The following is a 12,739-nucleotide window of genomic DNA, read 5'->3' as shown; positions in this document are numbered from 1 at the left end:
TTGTATGGAAAATATGGAGGCAATAAAAGGTTAAACAAGGGTAGAAGTGTAATTAATCGTTATACGTTAGAACATAACCGAACTAAATGATGGTCTTGTAATCCTGTGTCTTAGATCAATAGCGATAAGTCAAGGAAAGTGCTCTTGCAAACAGCCATGCATATTGCTCACTTTTAGGGTCTTCTTGATCATGGTGTTTCTATAGCAGTATTTACTTTTTTGCGTATACATTGATGAGTAGAAAAACAAGAGAACCTGAATCCTATGTTTTATTTTAAAAAGTTTGAGTTAAAAGACGCTGTAAGAACTCATCAAAATTAGCGTGCAGATAAGCGACCACAAGACGCACTTTTAGTATGAACGGCATGATTACAAACAGGTGTAATGTTGGTTAATACTTGAACTGTTGAGTGTTTCTCAGTTGTTATTTTTTTGTATGTGTTATTATTGATATTTATATATTGCGCGGAATTATTTGAACTCTATGCAGATTCTAATCCTTTTTATCAATGTGTTTATTGTGTGCCTGAATTCGGTTTTTGCTTCTCCGCTGCAGGTCAGCGGGGAACAATCTGTGTTAGCTAATGAAGCTGTAAGATGGTATGAAATGCCTTTGTTATCTGATCCAGTCGATTTTCCCATATTAAAAAAACACATTGAATCCTCTCCAAGGATTGAAACGATATTTGGTGGTGAAGGGGCGTTTGGGTTGAGAGTTGATTTGGCCAACTCCGATATCAAGTCGTCACAACAAATAGTTACACTCCGTGCAAACTATTTGGATCAAGGTTGGGGTTACTGGCAATCAACAAATGGTCAAGTAAGGCGAATACTTGATTTTGGCCAATTAAGTAACAAGAGTATCTTGCATCTGCATAGGCAAAGCTTCCCGTTAATATTGAATGCGGAGGAATCTGGAACACTTTGGCTCTACTTGGAAGCAAAGAAATTTCCAAAGGCAGTTAACTTCACTCTTCAACCTGAATATCCATTTTATATTCACGTTTTCCGCAACAATACGCTCACATTAGCTTCTATTACTGTCATGCTAACATTGGGAGTTTTCGCTCTTTTTTGTTACTTTCAAACTAAACATCCAGTCACACTGGCTTGTGCTGGTTATGTTGGGCTACATGGCCTGGGATGGTTCGCCGCTTCAGGCGCTTGGGGGTACTTATTACCAAGCCAAAGCTGGAACCCAGTTTATTTTGGAATGGTATTGTTTCCGTTTGCGGTTGCTTTTTCTTGCTATTACACAAGATTATTGTTTGGATTTCCGCAGCATTTTATTCGTATTAATCTTACCTTTCAGGCCTTTAGTTGGCTGTGTGTCATTATCGGGTTTATTAATGTCTTTGCCCCGTTTTCGTTGACTTTTGTTATGTCCCATTTGATTGCGGCAATCTGGGTGCCGACAATGATAGTGACTGGCGTATTGATGGTTTATCAACGAAACTTTGTCGCTAAATATTATTTGATCGGTGGTCTTTGTTATGGCACGGCTTTGGTATATTACATTTTTGCGCATTTTGCACCATTGCCGACTCAGAGATCGACAGAAGTTATCGTTGTTGTTGCATTAGCAATAGATTGTGCCTGCATTTTATTGTCACTGACTGAATGGTTGCGGATTCAACAACATCAACATCAGAAAACCTATATCCAGTCGAGGGTGGATAGTTTAACGGGGCTTGGAAACCGGCTGGATTTTAATGATGCCAGTAAACAATTAGTACATCATTCCTATTGTATCGTTTTCATCGATTGTGATGGCCTTAAATCGATTAATGATACTTATGGTCATGATGAAGGGGATCGCTTTTTAGAATACACCAGCCGCATGATGCGAGAAAAATTTACAGACCTTGGAATGGTTTATCGAGCTGGTGGCGACGAATTTATCTGGTTGTTGAAAGTGGATAAAGAGAAACAAGTTGAGGCTCTCTATTCTCAGATTGAGCTTAGAGTGACTCAGGTGGAAGAGCAAATTCGCAGTGCTGATTGGCCTCAGTCTGGCCTCAGTTTTGGAAGCGCATCTAGTTTTGAATGTGTCAATTTTTCTGAATGTTTGAGCTTAGCTGACCAGCGAATGTACCAGCAGAAGCGCTCGAAGAACGGTTTTAAAAATCAGTCCAGTGAAATTGAGTGTTAGCTAAATTCCCTATTTTCTAAGTGAATCGTTTTAAGTCTAGTTAACTTATTTTCGTTTTGACTTTTGGTGTAAATGTCACCAAAGGTGGCTTTTTTAGCAACCAACCTTTCAAGCTTGCTTACCCTCTCATCTGTTTTGTGTAGAACATTCCCAATCTTTATAGTCGCCTATTTTTAACGAATTCTAAGTTAGGACATAAAGGCAGACCATCATATTCCAAATAAACGCATCATTTATAATTGTAGGTTTTATTAGAAAGCACTCTATTTGAGGGCGGCCGAGTTCCCCCCGAACTCGACCTGTTCCAGACGCGCAAGCAAAGGCGTTTGGTTTCTGGCGTACTCATAAATTAACCAATTTCAGTTTGTTGTGTAAATAATCAATAGCTTGGTGACTGATAGGTAAGTCGTATTTCGCTGTGCAAAAGCATAGAAATGGATGGTGGCGAGCGTGATACCTGAACTTATGCAGGAGGCTGGTTTGTTGGAGCGCAAGGGCTGACACAATATGAAACACCACTTACTAGTTAATAATGTCGTTAAATTTAAATTTATAGGGATTTATAACTAGCTAGTGGAGTGTGCTAGTTTTAAGAGTTGGTCATCTTTTATTCTGGTGTTATACACTGCTTTTTAATTTCAGATTGGATTTAGTGTCTGAATTATTAAATCTGACGGGATAAATGATTGTTTAATGTTGATTTGACAAGATCTTCAAGTATCCTTTATGTAAATAAAACGTTAAATATTGAAAGTAAATTAACAATCATTAAGGAGTCGATGATGTTACATGCTCACGAAAATACCCTACATATTACCCATCTCAGTAACCATGCTGTTAAGGAGTTGTCTCCGTCATTCTCTCAGCTACCAAGCACAGAGCATGCGGATGGCCAGTTTCGATTGAGAAGATACTCGGTGGTTCAATTCAGTAATGGACAAGTCGTTGAGCAAGACAAACATAACTTTGTTCAGTCTGAAGACATTAATCACTTTCAAGGTGACGTCGTTCGCCAGTTCGAGCCAATTGAAGCGAAGATTCTAAGCAGTGAAGGCATGCAAGAAATGTGTGAACTGTTTATTGAGACCAATGGACTTGAAGACGGGCAAGAAATCGAAATCCATCAGATTCGCATTGCCGCTATTTTTGAAGAGACTCAAGTAGCACCAGAAGGTGTTCATCAAGATGGCTTTGACCACATCGCGATTATTGGTGTTACTCGCCATAACATCGTGGGTGGTGAAGTGATGCTTTATCAAGATAGCCACGAAGCACCATTCTTTAGAAAGGTGTTAGGCGATGGCGAGGTGGCAATGCTTGCTGATAGTAAGCTTTGGCACAACGCACAACCGATTCGTACCATAGACCACGGTAAGATGGGCTATATGGATGTGTTTGTACTAACGGCTAAGGATGCGCGTAATGTCCTTCACTCTTAATGATGTACGCCAACAGTTTAGTGCTTTAGGCCAATATCATAACGGCAGGCCTGTGACCTTTTTCGATGGTCCCGGTGGGTCTCAGGTACCTGAGAATGTTTTAGCTTCAATGACGGAATACCTAGGGCATTTCAATTCAAACCTAGGCGGGCACTACTTTTCTAGCCAAAAGACCACAAGCTTAATGCAGCAAGCGCGAGAAGCGGCCCAAGCACTACTCAATGCGGAGTCTTCTGGCAATGTGGTGTTCGGTGCGAACATGACATCGTTGACCTTCCAACTTAGCCGAGCGATCAGCCGCGATTGGAAAGAGGGCGATGAGGTTATCGTCACTGCGTTAGACCATTACTCAAATGTATCGAGCTGGCAGCAAGCGGCAGACGACAAAGGCGCGATTGTTCGCCAAGTTAGTGTCGACGAATCCGATTGCAGTTTGGATATGGCGCATTTTGAATCGCTGCTGAATAAGAAAACCAAGCTTGTCGCGGTGACGTTTGCTTCGAACACGACAGGTTCTATTGTCGATATGGCTAAAGTTATTGAGCTTGCACATCAGCATGGCGCTCAGGTATATGTCGATGCCGTTCATTACGCACCTCATCATTTGATCGATGTTCAGCAACTGAATTGTGATTTCTTAGCGTGTTCTGCTTATAAGTTCTTCGGCCCGCATGTGGGTATTGCTTATGTTGCGCCTCAATGGCTGCATACTTTAAAGCCTTACAAGGTTGAACCTGCAACCAATATCGGCCCAGGTCGATTTGAAACAGGAACACAAAGTTTTGAAGGCCTTGCCGGTGTGATTGCGGCGGTGGATTACTTGGCGCAGTTAGGCGATCCAGCCGATTCATTGCGTTCTCGTTTAGAGCAAAGTTACGCGCTGTATAATAAGCATGAGAGCCAACTCAGTGAATACTTCCTTAAACGCTTGTCCGATCTTGAAGGTGCAAAACTTTATGGTAAAACTGAGTTTGATTCGAATCTGAGAACCCCTACATTTGCGATTACCTTTGAAGATCACTCTCCAGAGTTCATCGCTAAGAAGTTAGGCGAGTATAATATCTGTGTGTGGAATGGACACTTCTATGCATTAGGGCTAGTGAAGCAGTTGGGTATTGAAGAGCAGGGCGTGGTGCGTATTGGATGTATGCATTATAACTCGATTGATGAGATTGACTTACTGTTCAATGTGCTTGAAGGGATTTTACGTAGCAATAACTAACAATTTTGGCTGTTATAGAAATTAGAAAAGAGCATGCTTCTCTCAATAATATTGAGTAGGAAGTCTGCTCTTTTTGTTTCATGAACTTATATCTGTTTAGCAAAGTCTACTACGACTAAAACCGCTACTCGATTAAGCCCGTGATTGAACTAAGATAACAGCTTAACCAGAGCTGCACCTACTGCGTGCGCACTGGTTGGGTTCTGACCGGTAATCACTCGCTCATCAACAATCACAAGCTCATGCCAAGGTTGAACTTTGTTGAAACGCGCTGCGCTACGAGTAAGCGATTCTTCCAATAGGAATGGAATGTCATTGATGGTCCCAAAGTCGATTTCTTCTTCATGTGTAAAGCCTGTCACCGATTTAGAGCTTAATAGCTTCTCGCCGTTGCTTAGGACAATCGGAAGCAGTGCTGCAGGGCCGTGACATACTGATGAGATAACGCCACCATCTTCATAGTGCTTGGCGGCGATGGTTGCGAATTGCTCGTCGGTTGCTAGGTCTGAAAGCAAACCGAATCCACCTGGGTAGAAGATAGCATCGTAGCTTTCTGCATTAATTTGGCTTACAGGAATCGTATTGTTTATGCGGTTCTGGAAGTCATCATCAGCCAAGATCTCGGCGTTTACTGAATCCCCTTCAATATCGGTTCCATACAGTGGACCTTTACCACCCTTGATAGAAGCGATGTCGTATTCAAAACCTGCAGCAATGATCTCTTTGAGAGCATGAGTCAGTTCAGGAGCGTAAGTACCGTTCGCTTGATCTGTATTGCCAAGTGTTGCGTGGTTAGTCACAGGTATTAGTATTTTTTTCATGATTCGTCCCTTTGAGCACGTTTGTTTGGTTTCAGCGTCGTTTTTTGCTTTAGGTATCGTGGTTTTTATTTAGAAAACCAAAGTTTTCAATTTAGATACCGCTGTTTCGTTATCTGTAATACTAGTAGCAAACCATTTGAGTGATAATATACCGAATAGGCAAAACATTATTGCTATATAGCAATAGTTAGATATGAATTAGTCGATGTGAATTCGTTAGATGTAAGCAGGTGAAGTATGGATAGCTTTGAAGGTATTAATGAGTTTGTTGCGGTAGCAGAGTGTCACGGCTTTTCTGCGGCCGCAAAGCAGTTAGGTTGCAGTACCAGTCATGTCAGTCGCCAAGTTTCAAGGTTAGAAGAAAGGGTAGGTGTTGCCTTGCTTGCTCGTTCTACACGCATGGTAAGCTTAACCGAATCGGGTCACACCTATTATCAGCAGTGCAAAGATCTAGTTATTGGGCTGCAACAGGCAAATGAACAAGTGACCTCTCAACAAGCTCAGTTAAGTGGCACATTACGAGTGAGTGCTGCAGGCGCGTTTGCAGAAAATCATGTGGCTGCTGCGTTGATGGAATTTGCCAAAGACCACCCAGATCTAACTATAGAGATGAACTTTAATACCAAGATGGTTAACTTCATCGAAGATGGCATCGATTTCGCGATTCGATATGGTCGGTTGGATGATTCGGGGTTGGTGGCAAGAAAGCTCGTTGATCGCCCAATGGCGGCAGCAGCCAGCAAAGCTTATCTTGATCAATTTGGTACACCAGTTCACCCAGAACAGTTGAAATTACACAGTTGCATCATTGCCAACAGTGATCAGTGGCTATTTGAAAAAGATGGAAAACCGCTTAATGCAGTACGAGTGCATGGTCGCTGGAGAAGCAATAACTCAAGCGCAGTGATTAAAGCATGTGAACAGGGGCTTGGCATTGTCTACCTACCAAAAAGCAGTTTCAATGGCGCTCTTGCTTATGGAAAACTGGTTCCAGTACTAGAAGAGTATTGGGGAGCAGGAACCAGCAGTTGGATTGTTTACCAAAACCGTCGCTTTCTACCACAGAGAGCACGGCTTGCGATCGATTTTCTCGTCTCTTACTTTTCTGACTGGCAAGAATAGTTAGAAAGCGATTAAGGAAAAGAGTTTGATGCTTTCAGCGGCCCAGGTTTAGTAAACGAGAGCAAGGCTAAGGAAACGTTTACATTGATAGGTGTTATCTTTTTTTGTTTTTTGACACGCGTAACAAGATTGATGTTCTTGCTAGCTTTTGATGTCTCGTGTAAGCAATTGAATTGTAGAGAAGCGTGAAGCAGTACGATATACTAGTTGATATATTAATGTGTCTGGCGTGCGATAGATTGTGTTAAGTCGCTAGTAGGATATGTCGTTATACTCCAATTTACGAAGTATAGCTCTAGTGCGGAGTGGGCAATGTCGTCAATAAATTTCGAATCCACATACGGTGTAATAACTATTCAAGATATGAATGTAGTTAGCGTTGATGCTAATTATGCGCGTATTTATGGATACCAATCACCCGAAGAACTACTGCTTAATATAGATAGCTTTTTAGATCTTATATCAGAAGAATTTCATGTTTTAGCCTATCAAAACTACCTTGAAACGGTCAGCGGTCAACGAGATCCTCAGGTTCATACTTATACCAATGTTGATCGTAACGGTAGAGAGTTCACAGTGTTTTCTATCGACCATGTTACGGAGTGGCAGGGAAGACCTGCACTGCAAGTCACGGTTATCGATCTATCTCCTGCTATTAAGTTGCAAAATGCGGTGCGTGAGCAAGATAAGATGTATCACGATATGATCATGCAATCAGGACAGGGCATCTTGGTTCATCGAGATTTCAAACCGTTGATGGTCAATCAATCTTGGGTCAACATGCAAGGCGGCACGTCCATCGAGCAAGTATTAGAGCTAGAGTCGATTCTTGAATTGGTACCAAAACAGAATACGGATGGTATCAGTAAGCATTATCAAGCGATTGTGTCTGGTGAGTTGTCAGGAACTAGTACCGTGGTTGAAAATATAGGGTTCGACGAGGTTCACCGGTTCTTCAATATTTACGACAATGCGATTACTTGGAAAGGTCAGCCAGCGGTTCAGGTGGTGCTCGAAGATGTGACTCAAAAAGTAATGTTGGAGAAACAGTTACTTCATCAAGCGAATTACGATGAAATGACCAATTTGCTCAATCGAAGAGCGATTTACGATTGGCTGAAAGCGTATCTTGCTTCCGATAATCATGTTGTATGTATGCTACTTGATATCGATGACTTTAAATCGATCAATGATACTTACGGTCATATGGTAGGTGATGAAGTTATTTGTGCTTTGGCTAGTATTACCAAGCGTAATGTAGAGCAAGCTGGTGGTGTTGCAGGGCGTTGGGGTGGCGAAGAGTTTATCGTGTTTCTCCCAAATGCTTCTCCTCAAATTTCACGCGCAGTATCTGACCAAATTCGCCAGCAATTTAATCAAACTCAGTTTAACATCAGCAAACATGTTCGATTTAATGTGAGCGTCAGTATTGGAGTCAGTGACAGCCGATCGTGCGAAGGGAAAGTGTCCATTGATGCGCTCGTGAACTTAACGGATCAATCTCTGTACCAAGCTAAAGCGAGTGGAAAAAATTGTGTATGCGGAGAAGTGAGCACATCTTAATGTTGACTAAACATGGTTTAGTTAGGCGGCTAGCATAGAATCGTATTGATAATAAAATGCCCTTAAGCAATCGCTGAGGGCATTTTAGTTTCTATCGTCATGATAAGTTCAGTGTAATCTGGTCAAAGTTGTTTAGATTTCACCGCTTAAATGAACTCAGCTTTGGCTTATCAAAGTAGTGTCTAATAAAAGCAGTTGCTTATAAAACCGTTGGCTTACTAAGCAGAAACTTCTACTTCGTAAGAGCCAAATTTACGAATGTTAATCACACCAGTATCTAGGATTAGGTACTGGCCTTTAATACCTTGAAGTACACCAGTTACCTCTGGGTTCTTATCAAAGTTGTGCGATACAATTTTCACTGGGTGCTGTTCAACTGGGTAGCTCAATGAAGTGATGTTTTCGCTCAGAATCTCGATAGCATCGTCACCAAACTTCGCTCTGATCTCTTGGATTTTATCCTCAACCAATGGCAATAGTTCTTTGGCTTTTTCTATCAATTCCATATCGTCACCGTCGCCTTTGAGTAGCGTGCGCCAGTTAGTTTTGTCAGCAATGTGCTTTGCTAACTCAACTTCGATCAGGCCAGAAATCTGACGTGTTTTCACCTTCAAGATAGGCAGGCCTTGAGTTGCGCCTTGGTCAATCCAGCGAGTAGGTATTTGAGTATGACGAGTGATACCCACTTTAAGGCTTGATGTGTTCGAAAGGTAAACGAAGTGATCAACCATGCAGTTCGCTTCACCCCACTCAGGCTCACGACAAGTGCCTTCATCGTAATGGCAAGTCTCTGGCTTCATGATGCACATATCGCAACTTGCCAGCTTTCTCATACACACAAAACAGTGTCCTTGCGAGTAGCTTTTCTTGGTTTTTTTACCACACGAGCAGCAAAAAATATTCCCGGTGTGAGTGAGGTTAATGGTTTTACCAATCAGAGGGTTTAGCTCTACAAATTCTTCACCGACAGGTAAACGGTAGGTAACCGTACCATCAAGCGAAGCACTCATTTTCTTGAGTGTTCCTTTTGCTAATAAAGACATGACATTACTCGTTGTATTTTGATTATTATTTCGTCGACTCGGATGCTCTTTAAGCAGGCGCTACGGTTAACGATGATTATGCGATGAGTATAACAAATAGAGTTTGTTTTTATACGCAATATTACTTGATTCTCGGCGTGAATAATTACCAGTCAACATGCACATAAAAATATAGTATGACATTTTGTTCTGGCGTGATATAACGTTTTTCAGTGAGTTGTTGGAATGAAGATCACTGATTTACTTAACTTATTTTATATCGTGAAATCCCAACTATAGGGACCTTAGCCGGAAGTTTAGACGTGAAGTGGATTCATAAGATTGTTATCTTTCTCGTTATCACAACGCTTGCCATTGTGCAGTATTACCGTGTGAGCGGGAGTCGTGTGATAACTGCTATTACTCCTGATAAATATGAATTTGTCGCAACTAGCGATAAAGTTGACAGGGGTATCAGTACCTCTCAAATATCTTTTAAAAATGGCCAGTATATTCTCGACTGTGAATTGAAAGAGTCTGAGTATCCGTGGCCTTATTGTGGCCTGTCAATTCGTATCAATCCAGACATTACCGCTGGCCTTGATCTTTCCCAATACCATACCTTCAGAGTCAATATTGATTATCATGCGGAAGCGGATTCTAGCGGTCGTTTGAGAACCTATCTACGCAATTATAATCCTGCTTACTCTGTATCTGATGACGAATACACGCATAAGTATAATGGTATGGAGTTTTCACCTGGTGTAGATGGCGGTGTGATTGAGATTCCTATTGCTAACCTGCAGGTGATGACATGGTGGCTTGCCGATAACGATATTGCGCTAGAACATTCGGCTCCAGAATATTCAAATGTCAATATGGTTGAATTTGCGACCGCCTCTGGAGCAAAATTAGGTCATCATCGAATTGTTATTCGCAGTATTGAATTTGAAGGATCCTATATATCAGCAGAAAGTTTGTTCTTAATCTTGCTGTTCATTTGGGTAGGCACAGGTACTGTATTTTTACTTTCTGAATTGCATCACTCACGCAAGCGTATGGTGATTGCAGAAAAAAGGCACCACCACCTTAAGAGTGTTAACCGTGCATTACGAGAGCAAAACTTTGAGTTTTCAGAGATGGCTCACCGAGATGAGTTAACAGGCATACTTAACCGACACGCGATCCGTGATTGGTTGAAGATGCAGTCTCAACAGGTGAAGCAAGGGCATGGGAAGCTAAGTATGTTGTACCTCGATATTGACTACTTCAAAAGTGTGAACGATAAGTACGGACATCAGATGGGCGACCATATTTTACGTGAGTTTAGCATGGTAGTGGGTAGCTCGATCAGCGCGACCGACAAGTTGGTGAGGTGGGGCGGGGAAGAGTTTATTGTTTTTTGTCCTGAGACAGACGCTGGAGAAGCGCAAAGAAAGGCAGAGAAAATAAGGCTTTTGGTTAGTCAACACCTATGGGTTCATGGCGACCCTCTTACTTGCAGTGTTGGTCTTGCCGAGATGAAGCAAGAGCGGGTGACAGAGACTATTGCTCGTGCTGATGAAGCTTTATATCAAGCGAAACATTCGGGTCGAAATCAGGTGTTCTTGAGTCACTAATCTGAGGTTGTTCCGATTGTGAAAAAACCATAAGTGAGTATGTGGCATCGCTATGGCTACCATTCTAAAAGCAAAAAAGGTGACGAAGAGCCACCAAAAGGTAAAAACGTTTATTTTTCTTACGATGCCCGCTCAACGCCCTCGTTCGTAGCGAATTTTGTTGAGCGGGCTGTTTTAGAAAGGCTGTATCAGGGAAACAGTAATCATCTTAGTTGGAGTATCACCAACTAGGCGTTTATGCTTACCAGAAAATCCAAGCGAACAATGTCAGAACTAGGATACAAACTAGGTTTAATACCATACCGATTCGCATCATCTCTTTCTGCTTGATGTGACCCGAGCCAAACACTATTGCGTTAGGTGGTGTCGCGACTGGCAACATGAAAGCACAAGAAGCGGCAACGGCAATTAGCGCCGATAAGATAACTGGAGACATACCTAGCGCTTCAGCAATAGTCGCAAATACAGGGACAAGCAGTGCTGCGCTTGCAGTGTTACTCGCAAATTCCGTTAGGAATACCACGAACGCTACCACCGCTAGAATCGTAAGAAGAACACCAGTTGTTTCTAAAAATCCGCTTAGAGAGTGCGCTAGGAATACACTCGTTCCTGTCGCTTTAAGAATGTTACTTAAACAGATACCACCACCGAACAGGATAAGTACACCCCAGTCCGTTGTCTTCTCAACATCTTTCCATTCAACCGCTCTAGAAGCGCCAAGTAGTACAATTGCGCCAATCGCTACCAAGCTATCGAACTTAGAGAAGCCGCCGATCATAGCATTGATTGGTTTACCGAATATCCAAAGCGTTACCGTTAGAAGGAAGATAGACAGTGTGATTTTCTTACTGTTTGTCCACTCAACAGGGGCATGGTCTAATTCGAATTTGTGGTCAAGTTTCGGCTTAGTCATGACGTACAAAATAATCATCGCGATTGGTAACAAGATCATTGAGATTGGTAGGCCAAGCGCCATCCACTCAGTGAAGCTTAGGCCAACTTCTGCCGCCGCAATAGCGTTTGGTGGGCTACCAACCAAGGTTGCAATACCACCGATTGAAGCACAGTAAGCAATACCAAGTAGCACGAACACGTAGGTGTTGCGGTCTTCACTTTGGTCGACTTTGTTCATGATACCAAGAACAAGAGGAAGCATCATCGCTGTGGTGGCTGTGTTGGAGATCCACATTGATAGACCAGCACTCACACCAAACAACATGAATACGGCGACCGACATTCTGCCTTTTGCTATCAGTAATACTTTGTCGGCAATCGCTTTATCCAACTCCTGTTTGTTCAGTGCGGCTGCCAGTGCGAAGCCACCCATGAATAAAAAGATGATTGGGTTCGAAAAATTAGCCAGTGCTGCGGGCGTATTGAACACACCAAACAAGACAGCCAATAGAGGAACAAGCAAAGCGGTGATGCTGACGTGAATCGCTTCGGTTAACCATAAAATAGCAACGAACACGAGAATACTTAAACCCGTATTCACTTGTGCTTCGAATGGTAAGGTGTTGAGCAAGAGTGCAAATAGTGTGAAATTACCAATTAATATCATGCTGTTGCGGGTAAACAACCAGTGTTTCAGTGTAGTAACAAGTGCCGTCATAAGACGCTCCTTTTGTTTATCCTCGTTTTATTGGTGTACTGACTTCATTGAGTAGTGCTTATTCTGTACGAGGTATATAGCTTGATGTAGGGTCGGACTTTGTTGGGGGAATGTTACTTAAGTTAAGAAAGGAGCGTTGGTGTGTTTTTGTGTAACAGTAGGGAAAT

The 12,739-nt window shown here is 42.2% G+C and carries 9 protein-coding genes; 6 read left to right on the top strand and 3 right to left on the bottom strand.

Translation table 11 applies throughout. The features are described 5' to 3' along the window. The first annotated feature begins 484 nt into the window (after window positions 1-484). From ACFI6G_RS06245 to ACFI6G_RS06235, 3 genes are all read left to right on the top strand, one after another. Window positions 485-2,152, top strand: a complete 1,668-nt coding sequence (locus ACFI6G_RS06245; RefSeq protein ID WP_010438195.1) for a GGDEF domain-containing protein — start codon at window positions 485-487, stop codon at window positions 2,150-2,152. Between the two features lie 782 nt (window positions 2,153-2,934). After that, window positions 2,935-3,591, top strand: coding sequence for a 2OG-Fe dioxygenase family protein (locus ACFI6G_RS06240; protein WP_016768359.1), 657 nt, complete (start codon window positions 2,935-2,937; stop codon window positions 3,589-3,591). Next, complete coding sequence (locus ACFI6G_RS06235) at window positions 3,575-4,813, top strand: cysteine desulfurase-like protein (protein ID WP_462710185.1); 1,239 nt, start codon at window positions 3,575-3,577, stop codon at window positions 4,811-4,813. Before ACFI6G_RS06240 ends, ACFI6G_RS06235 begins: the two co-directional genes overlap by 17 nt. Window positions 4,814-4,962: 149 nt before the next feature. Here ACFI6G_RS06235 and ACFI6G_RS06230 read toward each other — a convergent pair whose 3' ends face one another. Beyond that, a complete protein-coding gene (locus ACFI6G_RS06230; RefSeq protein WP_016797512.1) occupies window positions 4,963-5,634 on the bottom strand; it encodes a type 1 glutamine amidotransferase domain-containing protein in 672 nt (223 codons plus the stop codon). A gap of 237 nt (window positions 5,635-5,871) precedes the next feature. Between ACFI6G_RS06230 and ACFI6G_RS06225 the strand changes: the two genes are divergently transcribed. After that, entirely contained in the window at window positions 5,872-6,756 is an 885-nt protein-coding gene (locus tag ACFI6G_RS06225) for a LysR family transcriptional regulator (RefSeq protein ID WP_010438203.1), read from the top strand. 363 nt (window positions 6,757-7,119) lie between these two features. Continuing rightward, entirely contained in the window at window positions 7,120-8,319 is a 1,200-nt protein-coding gene (locus tag ACFI6G_RS06220) for a sensor domain-containing diguanylate cyclase (protein ID WP_102265673.1), read from the top strand. A 218-nt stretch (window positions 8,320-8,537) separates the two neighbouring features. Here ACFI6G_RS06220 and ACFI6G_RS06215 read toward each other — a convergent pair whose 3' ends face one another. Next, window positions 8,538-9,362 carry a DUF2797 domain-containing protein gene (locus tag ACFI6G_RS06215; protein ID WP_016798505.1) on the bottom strand — a complete coding sequence of 275 codons (825 nt, stop codon included), beginning with the start codon at window positions 9,360-9,362 and terminating at the stop codon, window positions 8,538-8,540. Window positions 9,363-9,664: 302 nt separating this feature from the next. Between ACFI6G_RS06215 and ACFI6G_RS06210 the strand changes: the two genes are divergently transcribed. After that, window positions 9,665-10,960: a GGDEF domain-containing protein gene (locus ACFI6G_RS06210; protein ID WP_010438209.1), complete on the top strand. Its 1,296-nt coding sequence runs from the start codon at window positions 9,665-9,667 to the stop codon at window positions 10,958-10,960. 241 nt (window positions 10,961-11,201) lie between these two features. On the opposite strand, the gene ACFI6G_RS06205 is transcribed toward ACFI6G_RS06210, so the two are convergent. Beyond that, window positions 11,202-12,572 (bottom strand): SLC13 family permease, encoded by a 1,371-nt coding sequence (locus ACFI6G_RS06205; RefSeq protein WP_462710184.1) that lies wholly within the window; start codon window positions 12,570-12,572, stop codon window positions 11,202-11,204. Between the last annotated feature and the right edge of the window lie 167 nt (window positions 12,573-12,739).

The sequence above is a fragment of the Vibrio sp. PSi01 genome (assembly GCF_054960695.1).
This window is presented reverse-complemented; position numbering and strand designations above follow the sequence as displayed.

Excerpts from the sequence above, each read along its gene's own strand:
- ACFI6G_RS06245 (WP_010438195.1), top strand. The coding sequence starts at position 485 with ATGCAGATTCTAATCCTTTTTATCAATGTGTTTATTGTGTGCCTGAAT.
- ACFI6G_RS06240 (WP_016768359.1), top strand. The coding sequence starts at position 2,935 with ATGTTACATGCTCACGAAAATACCCTACATATTACCCATCTCAGTAAC.
- ACFI6G_RS06235 (WP_462710185.1), top strand. The coding sequence starts at position 3,575 with ATGTCCTTCACTCTTAATGATGTACGCCAACAGTTTAGTGCTTTAGGC.
- ACFI6G_RS06230 (WP_016797512.1), bottom strand. The coding sequence starts at position 5,634 with ATGAAAAAAATACTAATACCTGTGACTAACCACGCAACACTTGGCAAT.
- ACFI6G_RS06225 (WP_010438203.1), top strand. The coding sequence starts at position 5,872 with ATGGATAGCTTTGAAGGTATTAATGAGTTTGTTGCGGTAGCAGAGTGT.
- ACFI6G_RS06220 (WP_102265673.1), top strand. The coding sequence starts at position 7,120 with ATGAATGTAGTTAGCGTTGATGCTAATTATGCGCGTATTTATGGATAC.
- ACFI6G_RS06215 (WP_016798505.1), bottom strand. The coding sequence starts at position 9,362 with ATGTCTTTATTAGCAAAAGGAACACTCAAGAAAATGAGTGCTTCGCTT.
- ACFI6G_RS06205 (WP_462710184.1), bottom strand. The coding sequence starts at position 12,572 with ATGACGGCACTTGTTACTACACTGAAACACTGGTTGTTTACCCGCAAC.